Here is a 23,308-nt window from a genome sequence, read left to right as displayed (position 1 = left end):
TAAAGGTTGTAACAGAAGCCAATAACATTTCCTGTCAGTTTACAACAATCTTGTCCATATCAGGTCGGCAGGTGAATAAATAGTGAAACTATCTTCTGGAATCGCTAGTTCTTGGATAATAAACTGTTTGAATTCTTCTGGCGAAATACTAGCCCATATGCGGTAACTGTTTTTTCCATAATTTTCCCAGTCCCCTATTATTTCTAAATTTGGATAGTCTTCAATCCTTGGCTTTGGAATGGCTACAAAGGTAACAATATAATCGATTTCTTCTCCTTCTGTTTTTGATAAATGTGTCACACGAAACTTTTCCAGAGGCATGTCTAATACTTCACAAATAAGCCTAATAAGTTCTTCTTTTGACAAATTTACGTTCCCCTTGAACGATGTAGAGCCGCTTTTCTCCCATTTCGCTAATTCTCTAAATACTTCATAAAACCGGATATCCACATAAACTTCAGGATCAAAAGTAAGGACTGTATTAAAAGATGGTTTTGCAGGTGAATACTTCTTTGATTGCTTAAAGGAATACACAAACATTGCTATTACAGCAATAATAATCAATAATCTCAGCATCAATGATTCTCCTTTTGAATTTATTTATTTTCCTTTTGTTCTGTAAAAGATACATAAAGTGCAAAAACGCCTAATCCAAACATCATTATGGCATACACATAAAAAGACCCATTAAATTTAGCCGAAGAAGTTTCTTGTAAACCAAAAAGATATACGTGCAGCCACAATGAGCTGCAAATGGCAATGGTCCCGCCTAAGAACTTCATTTTTCGTCCTCCTTATTTTCTTGACGATTCGTCAATTTCTTAAAATTAGCCCAGCTGATACTCTCCGCAATGGATGCAATCATGTCTATCAAAAAGTACATCATTTTATTTCCTCCTCTTATCTGACAAACACTTTTGTTCCGCAACTTTTATTTACTCTCATTATATAGAAGGCGCTTTCAAATAGAAAGACAATCTTTATTTAATGTTCAAAAAATCTGAATACAAAAAGAAACACTTCCCTTAAGCAGGAAGTGTTTCTTTTACTCGGTTTACATTTCACCAGTTTTTTCTTGGTACGTTTGCAGTTGATACATATCGTAATAAGTTTCTTTATTCTCAATCAACTGATCATGTGTCCCGTGTTCGATGATTTGTCCATTTTTCATTACTAAAATCAAATCTGCATCTTTGATGGTCGATAATCTATGAGCAATAATTAACGAGGTGCGACCTTTACGCATGTTCGCTAATCCTTTTTGAATTTTCTCTTCTGTTTCGGTATCGATGTTAGCTGTTGCTTCATCAAGAATCAAGATACGAGGTGAGCGTAAAATCGTTCGGGCAAAACTGATCAATTGTTTTTCTCCCGCAGATAAACTCGCTCCACGTTCAATCACTTTTGAATGATATCCTTGATCCATGTCTTTAATGAAGTCATCAGCATAAACAAACTCGGCTGCATTCTTTACTTCTTCCTCCGTATAGTCTCTACTGTACATGCGAATGTTGTCCAAAATTGTTCCGTAAAATAAGAAACTGTCTTGCAAAACCAACCCCATTTTACTGCGCAGTTCTTCTACTGGAATATCTTTTAAAGAATGCCCATCAATCGTAATGTCCCCATCAAAGTAATCGTAGAAACGCATCAATACGTTGATAATGGAACTTTTACCTGATCCAGTCTGACCGACTAATGCAACCGTTCCGCCTGGCTTCACTTCAAAATTGATGTCGCGCAAGACTTGTTTTTTTACATCATAAGAAAAACTCAAGTTGCTGACACGAATGTGGCCATCTGTGATTTTAGCCTCACTATTAGCGTTAGTTGTTGGAGCTAATTCATTATTGTTCAATAATTCTTTCACTCGGTGTCCGGAAACAATTCCGTCTTGTAATGAGCTCAAGCTGTTCATCATATGGCTGATAGGCTGGAAAAATGAACGCGAATAAGAGGTAAAAGCATAAACCAACCCGATATCTACAGCACTCTGGTTCCAATCTTGGTAACCAAAAATAATTAAGACTGCCACTAAAGCAAGAGACTCAATGACGTTGATAGCCGGAGCCAATAGCAGAGCGTTCATACTGTACATGGATCGACGTGAAACAACATAAGCTTGATTGACTTCATCAAATTCATCAATCAATCTTTTTTCTTGATTGTATTTTTGAATGATGCTCATCCCACTGATCGATTCACTCAATTTGGCATTCAATTGACTCAATACTCTTCTCATTTGCCCATATACTAATGTACTTTTCTTGCGGTAAACTCCTGCAATCCAAATAATAAATGGAATAAACAAGACAAATACCAAAGCCATCCGCCAGTTCAAAGCAAACATTGCGATCCCGATCGAAACAACGTTGAATAATCCAGTCGCAATCGTTAAAAAGACTGTCCAGAATTCTTTAATGGTCTCGGTATCGTTAGTTACTCGTGAAACCACTGTACCAGCAGGCGTTTGATCAAAGTAGCGCATCCCAAGGGTCACTACCTTTTTGTATAATTGGTTCCGAATGTTTCCAACCGTTCTTTCAGATGCTGTATTGAATAGAAAATCTTTAGCATAATCTGAAACTGCCTTCAACAATGTCAAAATTCCATAGAAAATAACAATTCGTACAGTGACCTCCATAGTAGCCGTTCCGTCTGCCAAATACGTATCAATATAGCGTTGGATAATGATCGGCAAGTAAGCAGCAATAGCTGATCCAGCAGCTAAAAAGATAAATGAAACAATGTAAAACCACTTAAACGGTTTAGCGAAATGGAATAACGTTTTTAAAATACTAAAAGATTCTTTGAGAGAGAAAGAAGTTTGTTTTTGTGCTTCCATATTATACTCCCTCCTTATCTAGCTTCATTTCCAGTTGTTGTTTGTGGTACATATCGTTGTACCATCCTTGTGTGTGGATCAATTCTTGATGCGTTCCTCGTTCACTGATACTGCCATTTTCCATCACGATGATTTCATCTGCATGCATAATAGAACTGATTCGGTGAGCAGAAATAATAGTGGTTTTATGGCTTCTTTCTTGTTTCAATGAATTCAAGATCGCTTCTTCTGTGTGAGCATCTACTGCTGATAGAGAGTCATCTAAAATCAGACACTCCGGTTCTACAGCTAAAGCACGAGCAATAGCGATCCGTTGTTTTTGCCCTCCAGATAAAGAAACGCCCCGTTCACCGACTTCTGTATCGTATCCATTCGGAAATTGAAGAATATCCTCATGAATATTAGCGATCTTAGCATACTTCTCTACCTCTTCTTGTGAAAGACGCGGATTCCCAAAACGAATATTTTCTCGAATCGTTGTAGAGAACAAGAAATTTTCTTGGGGAACTATAGCGATTCCTTTTTTTAGAGACTCCAAGCTATAGTCTTTGATATCAATATTGTTGTAAGCTACTCTGCCTTCAAATTGATCATAATCGCGCATCAACAACTTATAGATTGTACTTTTCCCAGCTCCTGTTCTTCCAACAATCCCCAACAAGTTTCCTTGATTTACTGTGAAAGAAACATCCGTTAATGCCGAATGAGTATCCTCTGGGTAAGTAAATGATTGAATATCAAATATGATGTCGCCATCTAGAGCGCCTTGATAAGCATCTTCTTTTTCAACAATAGCTGGTGTATAGCTCAATAAAGCATTTACTCTGTCATAAGCCGCACTTCCGCGCTCCAATGTGTTGATTAGACCACCCACTGCCAATAGCGGCCAGCGCATCATTCCAATGTAACTCATGAAAGCAACTAGATCTCCAATCGAGATTCGTCCGATTTGCACAAAGTTTCCCCCAACTAATAAAGCAATGACGTACGTCAAACCCATCACGATTTCAATACTGGGATTCAAAGCAGCTTTTAATTTGTACACACTTTGGTTTTCAGTTATTACATGATGTGTTTCATTTTTGAAAGCAGAAAAATCTTCCTCTTCTTCTCCAAGAGTTTTCAAGACCTTCATTCCTGTAACACTCTCTTGAACGTGATCGTTCATCGAAGAAAACGCCTGTAGAGCACCGCGATAACGAGAATGAATCATTTTCCCTAGTCGAGTAGAAACAACGATCAAAATCGGAAACGGCAAAACAGCAGCCAGCGTTAATTGCCAGTCAATAAAGAAGAACATTGAAAACAACGTTACTCCACCTAAAGACAAGGCATCCGTTAATGTCAGTACTCCATCAGCAGCTACGAAACGAATCGCCGCCAAGTCGTTAGTCGCATGCGCCATCAAATCTCCGGTACGGTATTTGTGGAAAAATTCTGCATCCATCCGTGTGAAAAATGAAAATAATCGATTACGAAGAATCGACTCGATCAATGTTGAATTACCGAATAAAGCCATTCTCCATCCATAACGTAGTGCGTACATAATCAATGCAAACAAGACGATCAGTCCGACCCATGACAGTAAAATCGGCCAAGTCAAGGTTCCTTCTACAAAGTGGTCAATAACCGTCCCAATAATTTTAGGATTCATAACTTGCAATATGGCACAGATAATCAATGCCACAACACCAAATGTGTAGCTCTTCCAGCGCAGCTTGAAGAACCATCCATATTTTTTAAACGTAGAAACCATTTTTTTAATCCTTTCCTTTCTATTTCCTTGTGTATTTTTATCTTTGCCCACAAAAAAGAACAACTAGAAATCTTTCCTATTTGTTCTCAATAGCAGCAGCTTTTCTATTTGGCTAAAATAAATATTAAGCTCGTTAAAAACGTCCAGCTCCAGAATAGCATAAGCATAACGCTTACCACAAGTAAGCTTGATTAATTTGTTTTAAAGTGCACATAAAAAGAAGCTGGCTTCTTATAACAAAGCCGCTTCTTTTCTGAACTGTTTTTTGTAAAAAATACTTACAGCATGACTTGGTCTCGACCATTAGCTTTAGCCTTATAAAGTGCCCGATCAGCGCCAACAATAATATCACTGACTTCACTTGGGTACGAAACCATATTTACACCTAAACTAATCGTCACAGAAACTCCGTGCCAAGACTGGAGTTTCACTCTCTCTCGAAATTGATCGGCAATTTCATAAGCTTCCTTCTCATTTTTGTCAGGTAAGAGAATGATAAATTCTTCCCCGCCAAAGCGTGCCAGTGTACAGGAAGAATCAAAGTAGTTCCGCATCTCTTCAGCCAATCCCATTAATACTTCATCGCCCATATGGTGTCCGTATTGATCGTTGACTTGTTTGAAAAAATCAACATCAAGTATACAGAAAGAAAACAAACGATTACTTTGTTGAAATTTTTCATAGGTTTGTTCCGCTTTTTTCATAAAAATCCTGCGGTTATACAGTTTGGTCAAAAAATCTCTCTCTGCATAAAATTTTAATTCGCGGTTCACTATTACGAGTTCCTCATGCAGTCGTGTTTTTTCTTCCGCTGTTTCTTTCAGGACCTTATTAATTGCTCTGATTTCTTTCACATATTCCATTCGTTGAGACATCGGCACAACAAAACAATGAATGATGTGCTCAGGCTCAATAACTTGTGCATTGAATATCACATATATTGGCTCTCGATTTTTATGCTGAAGAGTGAGATAAATTTCCTGAATTTTTTTTTCCATTCTTAATTTGGGATAAAGAATGGAGTTGAAAACAAACTTGGCTCCGTTATCCATCACTTTCTCAATGTGTTGCTGGGTCAGTTCGTCAGTAGAGTATCCCAGCATTTCTGCAAAGGCATGATTTACACCTATGATGTCTCCTTCATAACTCAAAGCGACAAGAGGTGCGATCGCTTCTTCCCAATGTTTACTTATCATTTTAAAAACCCCTATTTTAAATTACGCTTAATAGCTTCTATCGTTTCTACTGGATTGCTTACATGCGGGTAATGTCCTTTAGAAGATAGTGAGTGTAATGAACTGTTTTTTAGTTCTTTAGCCATATATTCCGCTGCTTCTATCGGAACGAAACTATCGTCTGAGCATTGAATAATCACTGTGTTCGTTTCAACTGCCTTAAGAGTATCACGATAATCTACCATTAAAGTCATCTCAAGGAATTGACAAGCGATTTTAGGGTCACTGGATAAAAAGCTGGCTTCTACATACTTTCTTTCCTTTTCCCCTTCAGACTCAGGTAAAGCTACTGATGACAGATAGCTTGCCCATCCTGCATAATTCAATTCCATCATTTCGAGAATTTGGTCGACGCTTTCGCGATCAAATCCGCCGTAGTATCCTGGCAAATCGTTCAAGTAACGCGGGGATGTGCCCATCATCACCAACTGATCTACTAAATCTGGTCGTTTCACCGCTAATAATAACCCTATCATTCCTCCGAGAGAGTGACCAAAGAAAATTCCTTTTTCTAACTCAAGAGCATCACACAACTCAATAATATCGTCTACATGTCCCATCAAGGTTTGGTGACGGTTTTCGTCATATGCTTGTCGATCAGATTGTCCTGAACCGACTAAATCCAATAAAACCAGTTTATATGTAGTTTCAAATGCGGGCGTGATCCATTGCCATGCTTGTTGGCTGGAAGCAAATCCATGGATAAATAAAATCGTTTTTTCACCTGATCCGATAATGTTTAAACTATGTCGTTTTTTAAAGTCAATATTCATTAGAATCGACCTCTTTCCTGTTCTTCAATCTCGAGTCAATCATACTATATTCGAATGACGATTTGTATACTTATAAAATATAATCCATTATTTTATCGGTGATAAAGAACATTTTAGACATAAATAATGATTAATATACAAATTTAGTTAGAGTATTTTTGAAAGGTGTATTATTTGAGTAAACAAAAAGTACCGCCCATTTGATGAATGAGCGATACTTTCTTAATTAAATTAGATTTAACCATCTATTCGATAAGTTCTATTTAAAACATCATCATTCGTTACGATATAAAAGCCTTTTTCTTCTGACCATTCAGCGTAAAGAATATCTTCTAAGGAATGGTATCCTTTTCTTTCCAATTGTTCCATCAACCAAGCTCGCTCTAAATCATGCGTTTGAAGAACTCTATCTTGTATCATGCCTTCGTCTACAACCATAATGGACATAACTTTATCCTCATCTGATTCCTTGACCAAGCTGATTTGTCCGGCATTTTCCAATACTACATGTCTGGCATTTTCTACTGAGAAACATTGTTGTTGTCTCAACATTGTTCTTAATTGTTCCATTTCAATATGATTTCTAGACAATTCTTTTAGGTTTAAGGTTCCATTTTTAATCAATATTGAAGGCTCTCCTTTCAATAATTGATTGATTCGATCATTTTTTTGAACAACTCTTTCTATGAAATAAATCATTGAAGCCCATAAAGTTAAAGCAAATAGTAAATGACCTATATTTACTTTGTCATCGTAAATAGATTCCTCTAAAATACCGCCTAATACCAGCGTATACACCAAATCGAATGGCGTTATATTGGATAATGATTTTTTTCCTATCAGTCGAACAACGATCAAGAGACCTAACAGTCCAAATATTAGTTTTAAAGAGATTGATATGAGCATGCTCTTCACCACCTTAATAAACACTTCATTTTTTCATAAAGAATTAAAGAAGCAACAACCTATCCGCCTTATCCTATTTATATCACGTTTCTCTTGATGAGCCTTCTTTTTTGCTCACAACTTGAAGATAGTTTCTTATAGGAATAGTCTACTTATTTCATATCTTTTCTGGCGTAGCGTTTATATCGATAGAAATTTCCTAGAGTTGTACTCACTAAGAATATGACTGTTACCATAAAGATTTGGGTCCAATCCATATGTTGATCTTTTACATATTGCACAACCATCATTGTTATTATCACAATACCCGTAAGCCCTAAAATTTCTTTGATTTTCCCCTGCATTTTGCATCTCCTAATTTCAGTATTTGATATAGATTAAAAAGTCTATTGTAATTGTACAATTCATAATATAAAACAGTGTCTAAAGTTATCTTAAATTTCACCTGCTTAAATCTGTACTTAATGATTGAAAAAAGCACAAAAAAACCTCAAGATTTTCCCTTGAGGTTTACGCTTCATTTAAGTAATTTTTTATTTGACCGTACAAATTCTCAGCAGATTCTTTTTCTGGTGAATTGTTATATTCAGACGAATGGAAACATATCATTTCTATCTCATTCAGGAAGTTTTGAAACAACTCTCTTTTTCTTTCACAGCTGATTTTTTTAGAGCCTTGGATCATTTCAAAATTTAGTTCAAAGTCTTTGATTCCCATATTCACTTCTCCTTTGTTTCCATCCACCGATTCAATAAATTGCCTCAAGGATTTCAATAGTAGTTCTTGATGAACAAATTCAATAATAAGGGACTTTACTCTTATAGCTTACGTTATTTCCTAGTGGAAAGATAGGGAATTAGGATAAAAAAAACAAAAAAATAAAGCCGATGTCACAGAAACCACATAAAGTGAATTCTGCATCATCGACCTTACTACCTACATTTGATTCTATTCCTGAAACCTAGTGAATAGCTCCTCCAACTTGTTTCAAGTCTTCCTTGCCATCAAATTCTACAACAGCTTCAATAGCAGCTGTTAAGCCATTTGTCATGTCTGACAGACTCATAGCGGGTTGACCAGGTTTATTAACAACTTGTTCTGGAATGTAAGGAACATGGATAAATCCACCTTTTATTTTAGGGAAGTTGGTGTGAATCATGTATTGTACTTGGTACATAATATGATTGCACACAAACGTTCCAGCTGTATTTGAAACTGCTCCAGGAATCCCAGCATTCTTAATCGCTGTTACCATAGCTTTAACAGGCAATTGAGTGAAGTAAGCTGCATCTCCGTCTTCTTTGATAGGAGCATCAATTGGCTGGTTTCCTTCATTATCCGCAATACGTGCGTCATCAACGTTTATGGCTACACGCTCAGGAGAAATCTCGTACCTTCCTCCAGCTTGTCCAATATTCAATACATAATCTGGTTGAAATTCTTCGATAGCTTTTTGAACTACCTCTGCTGATTTATTGAAAACTGTTGGAATCTCTAACTTTTTAATTTCGGCACCTTTAATAGTATCAGCCAATCCTTTTACAGCTTCTAAAGCAGGATTGATTTTTTCTCCGCCAAACGGATCGAACCCAGTAACTAAAATTTTCATGTTTAAAATCCCTTTCTTCAAATCGTTTAATATTGGTTGAAATTATACCATTAATCTTACATTCTAGCCAGAACAGCAATCTTCACATCCTGGAGTTGAGCTGCAAGGCCTCTTCGCATCCTTATCAGTTGAGCTGCAGTCGCTTGGCTCTTGGGTAAAATCAGAAAAATTATTGGGATTGAAAAACATCCCAACTAATTTTCCTGGATTTTCCCTTCAAGCCAAAGCAGCGATCTCCGCATCCTCCTTTTAGAATGCCCAGAAGTACATTAGGGCTATGTGTACGATGATCATGATCAAGGCTAGTGGGGTTTGTTCTTTGATGACGCCTGTTTCACTTTTCATTTCCAATAATGCTGCTGGCAAGGCGTTGAAGTTCGCAGCCATTGGGGTCAATAGCGTGCCACAGAATCCTACTGTCATAGCTAGAGCTCCTGCAATAACAGGATCTCCTCCTTGGGCGATGACAAATGGAACACCAATACCTGCAGTAATGACCGTGAATGCTGCAAATGCATTTCCCATGATCATAGTAAAAATGACCATTCCTAAACAATAAGCCACGACTCCTAAGAAGCGATTCCCTTCAGGAAGTACTGTTGAGATTCCTCCTGCGATGACTTCTCCAACACCAGCCGCTGTGAAAATCACTCCTAAAGCTGCTAACAATTGAGGCAGAATACCTGTTGTTCCAACTTGCTGGATCATTCGATTACTGTCATCCATAACGGTTTTCGGAGTTGCTCTAGTAACTAATATTCCAGTCATTAAAGAAACAACCGCTCCAATACCGATTCCGACTTGTCCGCCAAGTTCAGTAAATTGTGCCACACCTACCGCAACTGCAGCTAACACGACAACCGGTAAAAAGACCCAATTTCCGATACGGTCACTAGCTTTTTCAGCTTCAGCTTCTTCAACTGGACGAACATGTCCCAGTTTAACTTGCTTCAGTAAAGTCAATGCACCGATCACTAACAGCATAATGCCGCTTAAAGTATAAGGAATGAAATTTCCTATAGCAAATATCACACCTAGCAACAACCAAAATAAAGTAGTGCCTAATCTAGTTGGATGAGTTTTGTCTACAAATACTGAACCAGCAGTGTAGATCAATAAAAATCCTGTTAAAATAAAGAAAAATTCCAATAAATTATTGATCGTTGATTCCATAGACTACTCAGCTCCTTTTTCAGTCGGCTTTTTACCATATTTATTTTTTAATTTTCTATCAAACAATATATTCGAAATGGCTACAAAAGCCAATGCAATCAAAGCTACTGGAATAGAAGCTTGCGCGACTGCTACAGCAGAGATATCATAGCCCAGTGATTTCATCGTTCCTGCAATCAATAACACTCCTGAAGCTGCAATAAAAGTGTTTTGAGCAAAGAAATTTCCAAAATTTTCTGTGGCAGCTGAACGAGCTTTGATACGCTCAACATCCTGTTCATCCATCTCTCCATATTTAGCTTCTGCAGATGCTTGAGTCATCGGCTCGATAAGTGGACGAATAAATTGAGTATGTCCTTGCATGCGGATAGAAAATAACCCGGCCATTTCACGGATAACCATATAAAGAGACAACATACGTCCAGGAGTCAATCCTTTGATTCTTTCAATCAGCTTTACAGCTTGTTGACGCAAACCGAAACGCTCAGATATTCCAATCATCGGCAATGTCAATAAGAACAACGTAACTAAACGATTATCTACGAAAGCTTCTCCGAGTAAAGATAAAAATTCTACAAATGATATTCCCGAAACCAAAGCTGTTGCTAGAGCTGCTATTAAAACAACCGCAATAGTATCGAATTTAAATATAAAACCAACAACGATAATGGCGATTCCAATTAACTTAATAATTTCCACTGCTTCTCACTTCTTTCCTCTTTATTATTATGTATGCTTTATTCATCTTTATGAATAAGTGTTAACAAATAGATTAAAGCTATCTTAGAAGCATTGCAACTCTTTTTTCGACTGAAAACGTCTCCAGTTGCATATTTTTTTTCCATTTCAAATTTTGGTATAGGTGAAAGATTATGCAAAAAAGAAACCCTGAATGAAAAATATACTTTTCATTCAGGGTTTCTTTTTTGAAATTCAGGATTGAGTTCTCGATTCTAATAATTGGGCTTTCAACACTAAACAAATCTTTGCCATACCTGTAGATGAGTATTTAAAGAGTAGATGGTCTTATTTGTTTACTTTATAGGTGAACCAGTCAAAACGGGCTTCATTCTGTCTCTTTTCTCCATTACCAGTTGCATACAATCCAAACACGTTTCCAGTGAAGCCGCCTGAGACTTCTGTAGCCAACAATCCGCATTCTCCGCTGCCTAAATAAACCACCTCACCGTTAGGAGAAACAATTTCGAATTTATACCATTCTGGGTCAGCTAAGATACGCAACTCAATAGTGCTTTCTTCATAATCAAAACTTTTTTCGACTACGCTTATTGACCCGACATTCTTTCTGAAGAAAACTTCTGTTTTCCCATTCACATACCTTAGATCTATTTCATAATGGTAATTTTCATTAGCAAATATCGTCAATCCAGCCTCTTCTGCATTCTGTGGATCAAAACGCATCAATGTGGATACTTCACAATCAAAATGTTCTTGGCGACGTCCAACAAAGGTATGTGTTGCGGTATCCCGCAACATTGCTGATGAACCAAGTAGACTCAAGGAACCTTCTTGCTCATTCAAGACATAATTTTCTTCTATCGGATTTCTTCTATAAATCCATTTGTGATCTAATACAGATTGATCGAAGTCTTCTCTTTCTTTCCAATCAAAACGTTGCTCTGACGTAATCGATTCGTGTTCGATTTCTTCCCCTACCACACCCATTTCTCCGACTATAGGCCAACCGTCTTCTGTCCAAGTAACAGGTGCTAAAAATGTCTCTCGTCCTAAATGATGTTTCTTTGGATATCCAATTGGTCTAAAAGCCAAGAATACAGCCCACCAAGAACCATCTGTGTGCTGCACTAAATCAGCATGACCAGTTGCTTGTATAGGATGATTTAAACTCCGATGTGTCAAAATTGGATTTCCTTCGTAACTTTCAAATGGACCATACGGATGTTTGCTTCTGGAAATCGTCAGCATGTGCCTATATTCTGTTCCACCTTCTGAAATCATTAAGTAATAGTACTCTCCTATTTTATAAAGATGAGGCCCCTCTGGATATGCTCCACCAGTTCCTCCCCAAATAAATTTGCTTTCAGAAAGATATTTCCCTGTCTGCACATCAATTTCTACTTGATAGATACCCGGCTTCTCATGATCGCCGCCAGTTCCAGTCAAGTAGCATTTCCCGTCTTCATCAAAGAAGAATGAAGGATCGATTCCTTGGCTGTCTTCAAACCAAATCGGTTCTGACCATGGTCCAGCCGGATCTGTAGCCGTAACATAGAAATTCCCACCTTCTAAGACATTGGTGGTTACCATATAGAATACCCCTTCGTGAAAACGTATCGTAGGCGCATAAATACCACAAGAACTCGGCGTCTCGTTCAAAGGCAGCTGCTTTGGTGTAGTTAAGCAATGACCTATTTGTTTCCAGTTCACAAGATCCGTGCTGTGAAAAATGGGGACACCTGGAAAATATTCAAAACTGCTGGTAACTAAATAAAAGTCGTCTTCAACTCTGCAAATACTAGGATCTGGATAAAAGCCGCTGATAATCGGGTTTTTGAATTTCATTTCATATCTCCTTTATGATTTTGTACCTTGATTATCAAAGAAAACGCTTTCTGTTTATACTGTTAAAATAAGCTCTTTTACAGTAAAAAATAGCTTGCTGACTCAAGCCAACAAGCTATTCAATCAATTTAATTCTGTACCATTTGATGCAATCACATCTTTATACCAATAGAACGAATCTTTCTTCAGACGATTCAATGAACCTGATCCATCATTCTGACGATCTACGTAAATGAATCCATATCTTTTTGCCATTTCTCCAGTTCCTGCACTGACTAAGTCAATACAGCCCCAAGAAGTATATGCAATCAAATCCACTCCGTCTTTAACAATAGCATCCCGCATAGCTTCTATGTGTTCTCTTAAGTAAGCGATCCGATAATCATCATGAATTTTGCCGTCTACAACTTCGTCAACAGCTCCCAATCCGTTCTCTACGACCATTAAAGGAACTTGGTAACGATTGTATAGAGTATTTAATGATGTCCGTAACCCTAGCGGATCAATTGCCCATCCCCATTCAGACTCTTTCAAATAAGGATTTTTTTCGCTTATCATTGCATTTCCATTATTCTTTTTACCTGTTTCTTCAAAACTTGCAGCCCCTGAGGAATAGTAACTGAATGAAATAAAATCAACTGGATAAGCCGCTAATATTTCTTCGTCTCCTTGCTCTGCCTCAATATGAATATCCTTTTCTGCAAAATAAGCCAACTTATTATCAGGATAATATCCTTTAACTTGAACATCCGTGAAGAAGTGCTTTTCCTCTTCTTTTTGCATTGCCGTAAAAATGTCTTCTGGTTTCGGCGATAAAGGATAAACTGGAGCATAAGCAATCATACAGCCTATCTGGTTTGTCGGATCAATTAATTTAGCTTCCTTAGTTGCCAACGCACTCGCAACAAATTGATGGTGAAGTGCTTGGTACATCACTTCTTCAGGATTTTCTCCTTCATCAGCCACTGAACCAATCGAGATTTGCGGAATAAACGTCGCCATGTTGATTTCATTAAATGTCAGCCAATACTTTACTTTTCCTTTGTATCGTTCAAATAAAGTTGTTGCAAAACGAACATAGAAATCAACTAATTGCCGGTTTTTCCATCCTCCATAATGATCCACTAAATACTGAGGCATTTCAAAATGAGAGATGGTTACTAAAGGCTCTATGCCGTATTTGCCTAATTCATCGAAAACTTTATCATAAAAAGCTAAACCTGCTTCATTCGGTTCAGTTTCATCTCCATTTGGAAAAATCCGTGTCCAAGCAATAGATAAACGGAAGATGGAGAAACCCATTTCTGCAAATAACGCAATGTCTTCTTTATAACGATGATAAAAGTCTATTCCGACATGCGAAGGATAATAATCTCCTGTCCCACTAAAACGCTCTTTCATGTCCCGAGAGCACGTCAGCCCATCAATTACTGATGGACCTTTTCCGTCAACGTCCCAGGCCCCTTCAAATTGATTCGCAGCAGTTGCACCGCCCCACAGAAAATCTTCAGGAAACACATTTGGTCGATTCATTGATTACATCCCCCTCTCTTCTATTTTAAAGTTGCTCCGTTGGATGCGATGACATCTTTGTACCAGTAGAAACTTTTCTTTTTATAACGTTCTAATGTTCCTGTTCCATCATTATTGCGGTCTACGTAAATGAATCCATAACGTTTCTTCATTTCAGCAGTTGAAGCACTCACTAAGTCGATACATCCCCAAGAAGTGTACCCCATGACTTCTACACCATCTTTGATGGCTTCTCCTACTTGGACTAAATGATCATTCATGTACTCAATCCGGTAATCATCATGGACCGTTTTATTGCCGTTTTCATCAGTGATCAACTCATCTACTGCACCCAGACCGTTTTCCACAATAAACAATGGTTTTTGGTAACGATCGTAGAAATCATTCAACGCAATATATAAACCTTTCGGATCGATTTGCCATCCCCACTCTGATGCTTTTAAATGTGGGTTAGCGATTCCTCCCATAATATTTCCTTTTCCTTTATTGTATTTCTCAGGGTGTGCCGCTTGAGCAACACTCATATAGTAACTGAATGAGATAAAGTCGACCGTGTTTTCAGCTAATAGTTCTTCATCACCTGATTCAAAATGAATCGAAATGTCATTGTCGCGGAAGAAACGCTTGATGTAATTAGGGTACTTACCTCGTACATGAATATCAGAGAACAAGTAGTTTTGTCGTTCTGCATGCATTGCTGCCACAACATCATCTGGATCTGGTGTCATTGGATACGTCGGCATAGCGATGACCATACAGCCGATTTGGAAATCCGGATTGATTTCTTTCGCGATTTTTGTTGCAGACGCACTAGCTACCAATTCATGATGAACGGCTTGGTATAAATCTTGTTTAGACAGTTCTTCAGGTGGAGTCAGGATTCCTCCACTCATGAATGGAGCGTGCAAGACTGAATTGACTTCATTAAATGTCAGCCAATACTTCACTTTATCTTTGTAACGAGTAAATACAGTGCGTACATAGTTTTCGTAAAAACCAATTAATTTTCTATTAGTCCAACCATTGTACTCTTTCGACAAATGCAAGGGTGTTTCATAGTGAGACAATGTTACTAAAGGTTCGATTCCATATTTGTGCAACTCATCGAAGACTTTATCATAGAAAGCTAATCCTGCTTCATTCGGTTCACTCTCGTCTCCGTTTGGAAAAATACGCGACCAGGCAATAGATGTGCGATAAACTTTGAAACCCATCTCTGCAAAAAGTGCGATGTCTTCTTTGTAACGGTGATAAAAATCAATACCTTCTAATTTCAAATTGTCTTCTGTCGGACCATCTGTAATCGGCCCAAAACCTCCTTGTGGGGTAACGTCTTGTACAGATAATCCTTTTCCGTCTACATTATATGCCCCTTCATATTGATTGGCGGCTGTTGCGCCGCCCCATAAAAAGTCTTTTGGAAATTCTGTTGTCATCTATTTTTCTTCCTCTCTCATTCTTTTTGATTGTTTTTTAAATCAGTTTCTACCTAGCCTACAATGGACAATAAATAATCTCCATTTGTTAAGTCTCTATCTTTAGTAGACAAAATGTCTGTATAGTCGTTTGTGTTTGTTACTATGACTGGAGTAATCGTTTCATAACCTTTACCACGAACGACATCTAAGTCAACACTTAACAACAATTGACCAGCAACAACTTTGTCGCCTTGTTTAATATGAGCTGTAAATCCTTCACCTTCTAGTTGAACGGTGTCCATTCCAACATGAATCAAAATCTCTGTTCCATTTTCTGTTGTGAGTCCTACAGCATGAAGAGTTGGAAACAATATCGTAATGGTTCCATTTGCAGGAGCATAAACTTTTCCGTCTATGGGTTGAATCGCAATACCTTTACCTAAAGCTCCTGTAGAAAATGCTTCATCTTTGACTTGAGACAATTCAACCGTTTCTCCAGTCATCGGGCTAGCAATCAAATCTTTTTCAGCAACGTTTTGACTGTTTTTAGTTGCTGATACTGAAACAGTTGATTCAGTGGTCATACCATTTGTTGATGTGCCAGTTGCTTCAGTTGCTGTATCTTCATATAAAGTAGGAACTTTTGTAAAGTACATCAATACGAATCCTAAAACTAACCCCACTAAACTTACAATCACTGCTGCCCAGAAATTAAAGGTATTGACTCCTGATGGATCAATAGCCGCTGGTAGAGCAAACAATCCTAATCCCCCTATGTTGTATCCAGTTAATTGGAATACTCCTGCAAGAACACCCGTTACAGCCCCAGCAATACAGCTTAAGATAAATGGTTTTTTCATTGGTAAAGAGATACCGTAAATAGCTGGCTCTGTTACCCCAAAGAAACCAGAGATGATTGCCGGGATACTCAATTGTCTCACTTTTGCTTCTTTTGTCTTCAACGCAATAGCGATGATGACACCTGTTTGAGCAAATGAAACTCCTAATACCGTTTGAAGCAAAGTATCAAATCCCATAGTGGATAAGTTGTTGATGGCAATTGGAATAAAACCCCAATGTAAACCAAACATTACAAATACTTGCCAGAAACCACCCATAATTGCTCCAGCAATTGCTGGGCTAAAATTGTATACAGCTGATACTCCTGATCCAATCAAGGTTGCTGCCCAGGTAGCAATTGGTCCGATTGCTAAAATCGTTACCGGTACAACAATCAATAGAGTAAGGAAAGGTACTAAGAATAGTTTTACTACATCTGGAATGATTTTTTTCATTGCTTTTTCAACTTTTGCTCCAAAGTAAGTAGCCAAAATGATCGGCACTACTGAAGAAGCATAGCTCATCAAGATGACTGGCAACCCTAGGAAAGTCATATAGATTGGTGACTCAAAGATCGTTCCCGCAAATAATGTATACAAAGGTTCAACATCTGCTGGGTTCACTAAGCTTGGATAAAGCATCGCTGCAGCAATCGCCATCCCAGTAAAAGGGGTCAATCCAAATCGTTTACTTGCTGTGAAAGCTAAGAAGATAGGTAAGAAGTTAAATAATCCATCCCCTGCAGCTTGAATCAATAAGTAAGTTCCGCTAGTTTGTGCTACACCAAAAGCCACTAGTACTGCAGCTAAACCTTTCAACATCCCAGTAGCAGCTAACGGACCTAAAATCGGTTGGAAAATTTTAGAGATCATATCAATGAACTGATTAAAGACACTTCCTTTTTCTCCTTCATCAACTGGAACTTCTCCCTCAGTGTTCAAATTACCCACTTTAGCAACAGCGTTGTAAACATCGGGTACATGATTCCCAATGACCACTTGATATTGTCCGCCGCTTTGGATAACAGTTACGACCCCTTCTCTTTTCTTCAAGTAAGCTGTATCCGCTTTACTTTCATCTTTTAATTTGAAGCGAAGTCTTGTAATACAATGTGCTAAACTGCTGACATTCTCTTTTCCGCCGACATGATCTAATATATCTTTTGCTAATTCTTCATATTTCATTTTAATCCCTCTTTTTAAGTTTATTTGGTAAAAATAAAAACCTAAACGGATAGCATACTAAGAGCGCAATTCTGCTTTGCTCTTACTTACTATCTGCTTAGGTTTTGCCTGATTGAACAGTAACAATCCTTTAAGATCAGATTTAATTAGTTATATATGATTTACTACTCGATGGATGTGAATGGTTAAGTAAATTTTTTCATCTGGAGAAACTTGAAATTGATAGCTCTCTGAAATATACACAGCTATTTTTTCTGTACATTTTAGCGCATCCGGGTAATTAGATTTGACCTGTTCAAGTAAAAAGGTATCTTGGGAAGTTGGATAAGTTTCTTTAGAGACTACTCGTTGACTAAAGTACTGCAAATGAGTCATAAATCGATTATAAGAAATCGATTCTTCTTCAAAAACAATTCCGAAATGCAACCGAACGATATTTAAAATATCTTGTACTATTCTGGTTACTTTGATTGTTTCTTCGATCAGTTGACCTTCTTTTTGAGCATTTACAAAATGCAATGCAATTGAAGCTGCTTCGTCTGCATCAAGTGCTGTACCCGTATATTTTTCAATAATAGCTAAACTTTCTTTCCCTAATTCATACTCTCTTCGATAAAACCGTCTAACTTCCCAAGCTAATGGGTTTTTCAAATTAATTCCTTCAGCTGTTCTTTGGATAGCGTAGTGTATATGATCTGCTAAAGTAAGGTAAACATTTGAATCAAAAGTCTGTTGTAGATCTTGTTCGGCTTTAACAACAATAGCAAAAACGGCATCTGATTCTTCAACTGGAAGAGTTTGGTATACAGCTTTTAAATATTCTGCTGGTTCATCTTCTTGAATAACAAATTTCTTTTCAATGAACTCTTCTTCGATGGCATCTCCAGATTTTTTTTGAAAACCGATTCCTTTACCCATTACAATCATTTCGGATTGTCCTTTTGTTTCGGCAAGCACGACATTATTGTTAAATACTTTTTTTACTCGCATGCAGCAAACATTCCCCCTTTCAATAAAAAAAACCTAAACTGATACCAAATGACAAAAAATTATCATTTCGTAACAATTTAGGTTTTGCCTGCACAACCAGTAACAATCCTTAAAAAGATAATACCATGCAACTTTTTGTTATGCAAGCCCTTTCTTTTTTATTTTTTAGTCTTTACACTGTAATCTCTAACCAATTCCCTTCAGGATCTTCGATCACACTTTCATAATAACCATCACCTGTTGTGCGTGGCTGTCCTTGACAGTGGTAGCCGTCTTGGATCAATTGTTCTGTCAGTTGATCTACTTTTTCTTTACTGCCTACTGAAATCGCCAGATGTGCCCATCCTAACATTGCTGGTTCATGAGCTTCTGTCACATCTGTACGCGTCATCAATTCCAATCGAGCACCTTCCGCAAATGTTAGAAAATAAGATTTAAATCCTTTTGTAGGGTTGTGGTAAACATCATTTGAAACAGCTCCAAAATAATTGCAGTAGAAATCTTTTGTTACTTCTAAATCTTTTACCCATAGTGCTGTATGTTCGATGTGCATGCCGACACCTCTCCTTTATCCTGATTTTTAATTTCATATAAGAAAGCGCTCCAAAAAAATTATCGCTGATTTTTGTTAGAAAACAACGACAATCTTCTTTGATGATTAGAGCGGACCATTTTTTCTTGTTGCTTAACCTCATATCTATCTAGCCATTTTATTCCCTTTCAGCTGTTTGTGCTACCCAATGATGAGCAGCAACTTCTTTAAAGACACTATTTTTCGGATAAAAGTCAGCTTTTTCATCGGTCACTAAACTCGTCATTTTTTTAGAAGTCTCATAAACTGGATCTGGAACTGGAATAGCCGACAACAATTTTTTCGTATACGGATGAATAGGGTTAGAAAATAATTCTTCCGCATCCGCCAGCTCTACGATTTGGCCATTGTACATCACAGCTACTCGATCTGATATCTGCTTGACCATGGCTAAATCATGGGCAATAAACAAATAGGTCAATCCTAATTTTTCTTGTAACTCTTCTAAAAGTTCCACAATTTGAGTTTGAATAGAAGCATCTAAAGCAGACAATGGCTCATCGAGCACAATAAATGCAGGATCTACTGCTAAAGCGCGCGCAATACCAACCCGCTGCCTCTGCCCTCCTGAGAATTCATGTGGGTAACGTTGTGCAAATATTTCATCCAACCCAACTAAACGCAGCAATTCTGCTACTTTTTCATTTCGTTTTTTCTTATTTTTTGCTAAGTGGTGAATATCCAAAGCTTCTCCAATAATATCTTGAATTTTCATTCGTGGATTTAAGGAAGCGTAAGGATCTTGAAAAATAATCTGCATGTGTTTGCGCATGGTTTTTAATTCTTTTGGAGACAGATGGTTCAAGTCAAAGCCTTTATACAAAGTTTCTCCGCCAGTCGCTTCATGTAAACGAAGAATCGTTCGCCCAGTAGTAGACTTTCCAGAACCCGACTCTCCAACTAAGCCTAGAGTTTCTCCTTCGTAAATGGCAAAGCTGATATCATCCACAGCTTTCAACAGACCTGTTTTGCCTAATGGGAAATGTTTTTCTAAATGAGATATTTCAAGGAGTTTTTCTCGTTTTCCTGAATGGATTTCTGCAAGTTTTTTCTTCTGTTGTGCTGTCTTTTCTTTATGCAAATTTGGAATGGCTGCTAGAAGCATTTTAGTATACGTTTCTTTTGGGTGCTGAAAAACGTCTTTTGTTTCGCCCGTTTCTACTACTTGCCCGTTTTTCATAACAAGGACTTGGTCGCACATATTTGCCACAACGCCAAAATCATGAGTGATCAAAATAATCGCTGTCCCAAATTTCTCTTGAACCTCTTTCAGTAAATCTAAAATTTGTGCTTGAATGGTCACATCCAACGCTGTTGTCGGTTCATCTGCAATCAATAATGCCGGCTTGCAGACTAACGCTAAAGCAATCATCATCCTTTGACGCATACCGCCTGAAAATTCATGGGCGTATTGTTTGTACCGCACATCTACATCAGTTATTCCAACATGACGCATAATATCTTTTGCTTGGGCTTCTGCTTCTTTTTTTGATAGTTTTTCATGAAAAAGAAGAGTCTCCGTAATTTGGCTGCCAACTGTCATCGTTGGGTTCAATGAAGTCATCGGATCTTGAAAGATCATCCCGATATCTTTCCCACGTATTTCCTGCATTTTTCGTTCAGTCATGTTAAGTAAGTTCTTTCCCATAAATACAATATTGCTCTCAGGATGAACATATGCGTTTGGGGCTAACAGCCCCATAATAGAGCGAGCCGTTACACTTTTTCCACTGCCAGATTCGCCAACAATTCCAATCGTTTCTCCTTTTTGAACTGAGAAAGAAACTTCAGATGTGACTTGCTGTGTGTTGCTGCCTGTCGTAAAAGAGACAGACAAATTAGTTACATTCAATAGAGTTTCCATAATTGACTCCTTTACTATTTTTAACCGAAACCAATCTTAATTATACCATTAAGATTGATCTTGGTAGTGAACGGCAGTCCTTTTGCTTAGCAATGTAACACGATTCATTTTAAAAATAAACCCCTGTCGCTTACTAAATAAAAGTTTTTTTTATATTCGCTTGACGAATATAAGAGCGTTTGCTATATTTATGGCTAGTTAGACAATTGAACACATCTGAAAAACTATGAAAAGAAAAGTACAAGTTGGATGATAGTATAGAGAGTCCCGTCTGGTGGAAAGGGATCTAGAAGAAAACTTGGAAGTGCATCTTGGAGTTGTATGGTTGAGGGAATGATTCTTTAGATCATATCGGGGTTGCCCGTTACAGCAAATCGGTATACCCGTCTGAATGATATGGCGCCGTACCGAATCAAGCATACAAAGAAAACAAGAATGGCAGTTCTTTTTTCTTCGTACCCATTAAGGTGGAACCGTAAAATAGTGCATTTTACCCTTAAATAGCTCTTCATTCGATGAAGAGTCATTTAAGGGCTTTTTTTGTATATTTTTCAGAAAACATGTCTAACGAATCTTTGACAACTAAAATAACTGGAAGGAGGAAATAGCATGCACACCAAATCAAACTGGCTGCAAAAAGTCAGTCAATCTTATAAGGAAGCTTCACAGCAACCCTTTATCGCTTTAGGATTATGTTTACTCAGCTTCCCCTTTCAGCTTCTTGTGCTCATCCGCTACTTACTAAAAAGCCAACCTTTTGAAAAACGCACTGTGGAGCATGAAATCAAATCTGAATTTGAAGAAAGCGGTGCGGCAACATCTTTAAAAGACAAGCTTCGGGCCCAAGAAAAACGGAAGGTTGCTTTTCTGAAACAACAGAGCTCACAAGCACAGATGGAAAAAAAGGGCAACGAACTTTATCGAGTGGGTTACCAGAAAGAAATACAGGAACGCATGGAAGCTTATTACAAAGAGTCAAACCGCGAGCAGCCGAGTTTCTTGAATGAAACCGCACACTGGTTAGAACAACCTCTTGGGTTTGTACTATCTTTACTTCTAGGTTTTCCTATGTATTTTCTATTATTGGTCGTATCCATTCCTACTTTGCGCTACATCGTTAATCGTTTAGTTATGATGGTGTTCGTTATTATCGGAGTCACCATTATTGTCTTTACATTATTGTATTTGTCGCCTTCCGATTCAGCGACGAATATTTTAGGGGAACAAGCAACACCTGAACAAATCGTTAATTTTAATGCTGTTCATGGGTTGGATGACCCTTATCTCACTCAATTAGGCAGAACCATCAAAGGCATTTTTACTTTTGATCTAGGCAATGCTTTTGAAGGAAATGAGCGTGTCGTAACAACTATCATGCGCCGCTTTCCTGTCACTTTACAATTGACCTTATTTGCTTTGATACTTTCCATTGCAGTTGCTTTCCCTGCTGGAATTTATGCTGCGGTTAAAGCCAATACAACTTTCGATCATCTTTTCATGTTAATCGCTTTGATCGGAATATCCATTCCTAGTTTCTGGCAAGGATTGATTTTTATTTTAACCTTTTCCATTAACTTGGGTTGGCTGCCGGCTACTTACAATGCAGACAACATCGCTTCTCTTATTATGCCAGCCGTTGTTCTTGGAACGGGCTTGATGGCTTCCGTCGCTCGTATGACTCGTTCATCGACACTGGAGGTCATCAATGAGGATTACATTTTGACAGCCCGAGCAAAAGGACTCTCAAATAGAAGAGTCATTCTTCGACATGCTGTACCGAATGCCTTGATTCCTATCGTGACAATCATTGGTTTACAATTTGGCGGCATGCTTGGCGGCTCCTCTGTTACGGAAAAAGTATTTAACATCAATGGTGTGGGAAGCTACATCGTTGACAAACAATTTGTCCCAGATATTCCAAGTGTTATGGGTGGGGTCGTTTATATCGCGATTATCTTATCCATCGTCAACGTATTTATTGACTTACTTTACAGTTTTATTGATCCAAGAATTCGTTCCCGAATCAAAAGCGGACGATGAAAGCAG

General features: G+C 37.9%; 20 protein-coding genes, 1 pseudogene and 1 other annotated feature. Of the genes and pseudogenes, 1 reads left to right on the top strand and 20 read right to left on the bottom strand.

All coding sequences use genetic code 11. The annotated features are described in order from the left end of the window. Positions 1 to 39 precede the first annotated feature (39 nt). From BM137_RS01175 to BM137_RS11485, 20 genes and pseudogenes are all read right to left on the bottom strand, one after another. Positions 40 to 576, bottom strand: coding sequence for a hypothetical protein (locus BM137_RS01175; RefSeq protein ID WP_092479317.1), 537 nt, complete (start codon positions 574 to 576; stop codon positions 40 to 42). A 20-nt stretch (positions 577 to 596) separates the two neighbouring features. Then, positions 597 to 782, bottom strand: a complete 186-nt coding sequence (locus BM137_RS01170; RefSeq protein WP_092479316.1) for a hypothetical protein — start codon at positions 780 to 782, stop codon at positions 597 to 599. Between the two features lie 272 nt (positions 783 to 1,054). Beyond that, a complete protein-coding gene (locus BM137_RS01165; RefSeq protein ID WP_092479315.1) occupies positions 1,055 to 2,845 on the bottom strand; it encodes an ABC transporter ATP-binding protein in 1,791 nt (596 codons plus the stop codon). A gap of 1 nt (position 2,846) precedes the next feature. Next, positions 2,847 to 4,601, bottom strand: coding sequence for an ABC transporter ATP-binding protein (locus tag BM137_RS01160; protein WP_092479605.1), 1,755 nt, complete (start codon positions 4,599 to 4,601; stop codon positions 2,847 to 2,849). Positions 4,602 to 4,879: 278 nt separating this feature from the next. Next, positions 4,880 to 5,797 (bottom strand): sensor domain-containing diguanylate cyclase, encoded by a 918-nt coding sequence (locus BM137_RS01155; protein WP_092479314.1) that lies wholly within the window; start codon positions 5,795 to 5,797, stop codon positions 4,880 to 4,882. 11 nt (positions 5,798 to 5,808) lie between these two features. Continuing rightward, a complete protein-coding gene (locus BM137_RS01150) occupies positions 5,809 to 6,609 on the bottom strand; it encodes an alpha/beta fold hydrolase (protein ID WP_092479313.1) in 801 nt (266 codons plus the stop codon). A gap of 237 nt (positions 6,610 to 6,846) precedes the next feature. Beyond that, positions 6,847 to 7,515 carry a DUF421 domain-containing protein gene (locus BM137_RS01145; RefSeq protein ID WP_092479312.1) on the bottom strand — a complete coding sequence of 223 codons (669 nt, stop codon included), beginning with the start codon at positions 7,513 to 7,515 and terminating at the stop codon, positions 6,847 to 6,849. Between the two features lie 152 nt (positions 7,516 to 7,667). Then, positions 7,668 to 7,859: a hypothetical protein gene (locus BM137_RS01140; RefSeq protein ID WP_092479311.1), complete on the bottom strand. Its 192-nt coding sequence runs from the start codon at positions 7,857 to 7,859 to the stop codon at positions 7,668 to 7,670. A gap of 166 nt (positions 7,860 to 8,025) precedes the next feature. Next, positions 8,026 to 8,232, bottom strand: a complete 207-nt coding sequence (locus BM137_RS01135; RefSeq protein WP_092479310.1) for a hypothetical protein — start codon at positions 8,230 to 8,232, stop codon at positions 8,026 to 8,028. A 244-nt stretch (positions 8,233 to 8,476) separates the two neighbouring features. Next, positions 8,477 to 9,124 (bottom strand): pyroglutamyl-peptidase I, encoded by a 648-nt coding sequence (pcp, locus tag BM137_RS01130; protein ID WP_092479309.1) that lies wholly within the window; start codon positions 9,122 to 9,124, stop codon positions 8,477 to 8,479. A gap of 249 nt (positions 9,125 to 9,373) precedes the next feature. Next, on the bottom strand, positions 9,374 to 10,297 hold the full coding sequence (locus tag BM137_RS01125; protein ID WP_092479308.1) for a DUF979 domain-containing protein: 924 nt from the start codon (positions 10,295 to 10,297) through the stop codon (positions 9,374 to 9,376). A 3-nt stretch (positions 10,298 to 10,300) separates the two neighbouring features. Beyond that, positions 10,301 to 10,996: a DUF969 domain-containing protein gene (locus tag BM137_RS01120; protein WP_092479307.1), complete on the bottom strand. Its 696-nt coding sequence runs from the start codon at positions 10,994 to 10,996 to the stop codon at positions 10,301 to 10,303. Positions 10,997 to 11,323: 327 nt separating this feature from the next. Further along, complete coding sequence (locus BM137_RS01115; protein ID WP_092479306.1) at positions 11,324 to 12,841, bottom strand: glycoside hydrolase family 43 protein; 1,518 nt, start codon at positions 12,839 to 12,841, stop codon at positions 11,324 to 11,326. Between the two features lie 123 nt (positions 12,842 to 12,964). Continuing rightward, positions 12,965 to 14,374 carry a 6-phospho-beta-glucosidase gene (locus BM137_RS01110; protein ID WP_092479305.1) on the bottom strand — a complete coding sequence of 470 codons (1,410 nt, stop codon included), beginning with the start codon at positions 14,372 to 14,374 and terminating at the stop codon, positions 12,965 to 12,967. Between the two features lie 20 nt (positions 14,375 to 14,394). Next, positions 14,395 to 15,810 (bottom strand): glycoside hydrolase family 1 protein, encoded by a 1,416-nt coding sequence (locus tag BM137_RS01105; protein ID WP_092479304.1) that lies wholly within the window; start codon positions 15,808 to 15,810, stop codon positions 14,395 to 14,397. A 53-nt stretch (positions 15,811 to 15,863) separates the two neighbouring features. Beyond that, positions 15,864 to 17,816, bottom strand: coding sequence for a beta-glucoside-specific PTS transporter subunit IIABC (locus BM137_RS01100; protein ID WP_092479303.1), 1,953 nt, complete (start codon positions 17,814 to 17,816; stop codon positions 15,864 to 15,866). 150 nt (positions 17,817 to 17,966) lie between these two features. Further along, positions 17,967 to 18,806, bottom strand: coding sequence for a BglG family transcription antiterminator LicT (gene licT, locus BM137_RS01095; protein WP_092479302.1), 840 nt, complete (start codon positions 18,804 to 18,806; stop codon positions 17,967 to 17,969). Positions 18,807 to 18,978: 172 nt separating this feature from the next. Further along, entirely contained in the window at positions 18,979 to 19,359 is a 381-nt protein-coding gene (locus BM137_RS01090) for a VOC family protein (protein ID WP_092479301.1), read from the bottom strand. 157 nt (positions 19,360 to 19,516) lie between these two features. After that, positions 19,517 to 20,434: an ABC transporter ATP-binding protein gene (locus tag BM137_RS11490; RefSeq protein WP_244887627.1), complete on the bottom strand. Its 918-nt coding sequence runs from the start codon at positions 20,432 to 20,434 to the stop codon at positions 19,517 to 19,519. Next, positions 20,435 to 21,262 (bottom strand): annotated as a pseudogene (locus tag BM137_RS11485) (ABC transporter ATP-binding protein); the annotation flags it as partial. It abuts the gene before it with no gap. 217 nt (positions 21,263 to 21,479) lie between these two features. Then, positions 21,480 to 21,763, top strand: a binding site (T-box leader). A 108-nt stretch (positions 21,764 to 21,871) separates the two neighbouring features. On the opposite strand from BM137_RS11485, the gene BM137_RS01080 reads away from it, so the two are divergent. Continuing rightward, positions 21,872 to 23,302, top strand: a complete 1,431-nt coding sequence (locus BM137_RS01080) for an ABC transporter permease (protein ID WP_092479299.1) — start codon at positions 21,872 to 21,874, stop codon at positions 23,300 to 23,302. The last annotated feature ends 6 nt before the right edge of the window (positions 23,303 to 23,308 follow it).

It is taken from the genome of Desemzia incerta (genome assembly GCF_900115825.1).
GTDB lineage: Bacteria > Bacillota > Bacilli > Lactobacillales > Carnobacteriaceae > Desemzia > Desemzia incerta.
Note: the sequence above shows the minus strand (reverse complement) of the source record. Positions and strands in the feature narration are given on the sequence as shown.

Coding starts and splice junctions, on each gene's coding strand:
- BM137_RS01160 (WP_092479605.1), bottom strand. CDS start 4,601: ATGGTTTCTACGTTTAAAAAATATGGATGGTTCTTCAAGCTGCGCTGG.
- BM137_RS01165 (WP_092479315.1), bottom strand. CDS start 2,845: ATGGAAGCACAAAAACAAACTTCTTTCTCTCTCAAAGAATCTTTTAGT.
- pcp (WP_092479309.1), bottom strand. CDS start 9,124: ATGAAAATTTTAGTTACTGGGTTCGATCCGTTTGGCGGAGAAAAAATC.
- BM137_RS01100 (WP_092479303.1), bottom strand. CDS start 17,816: ATGAAATATGAAGAATTAGCAAAAGATATATTAGATCATGTCGGCGGA.
- BM137_RS01110 (WP_092479305.1), bottom strand. CDS start 14,374: ATGAATCGACCAAATGTGTTTCCTGAAGATTTTCTGTGGGGCGGTGCA.
- BM137_RS01170 (WP_092479316.1), bottom strand. CDS start 782: ATGAAGTTCTTAGGCGGGACCATTGCCATTTGCAGCTCATTGTGGCTG.
- BM137_RS01140 (WP_092479311.1), bottom strand. CDS start 7,859: ATGCAGGGGAAAATCAAAGAAATTTTAGGGCTTACGGGTATTGTGATA.
- BM137_RS01125 (WP_092479308.1), bottom strand. CDS start 10,297: ATGGAATCAACGATCAATAATTTATTGGAATTTTTCTTTATTTTAACA.
- BM137_RS01080 (WP_092479299.1), top strand. CDS start 21,872: ATGCACACCAAATCAAACTGGCTGCAAAAAGTCAGTCAATCTTATAAG.
- BM137_RS01135 (WP_092479310.1), bottom strand. CDS start 8,232: ATGGGAATCAAAGACTTTGAACTAAATTTTGAAATGATCCAAGGCTCT.
- BM137_RS01105 (WP_092479304.1), bottom strand. CDS start 15,810: ATGACAACAGAATTTCCAAAAGACTTTTTATGGGGCGGCGCAACAGCC.
- BM137_RS01155 (WP_092479314.1), bottom strand. CDS start 5,797: ATGATAAGTAAACATTGGGAAGAAGCGATCGCACCTCTTGTCGCTTTG.
- BM137_RS01175 (WP_092479317.1), bottom strand. CDS start 576: ATGCTGAGATTATTGATTATTATTGCTGTAATAGCAATGTTTGTGTAT.
- BM137_RS01090 (WP_092479301.1), bottom strand. CDS start 19,359: ATGCACATCGAACATACAGCACTATGGGTAAAAGATTTAGAAGTAACA.
- BM137_RS01145 (WP_092479312.1), bottom strand. CDS start 7,515: ATGCTCATATCAATCTCTTTAAAACTAATATTTGGACTGTTAGGTCTC.
- BM137_RS01150 (WP_092479313.1), bottom strand. CDS start 6,609: ATGAATATTGACTTTAAAAAACGACATAGTTTAAACATTATCGGATCA.
- BM137_RS01115 (WP_092479306.1), bottom strand. CDS start 12,841: ATGAAATTCAAAAACCCGATTATCAGCGGCTTTTATCCAGATCCTAGT.
- licT (WP_092479302.1), bottom strand. CDS start 18,806: ATGCGAGTAAAAAAAGTATTTAACAATAATGTCGTGCTTGCCGAAACA.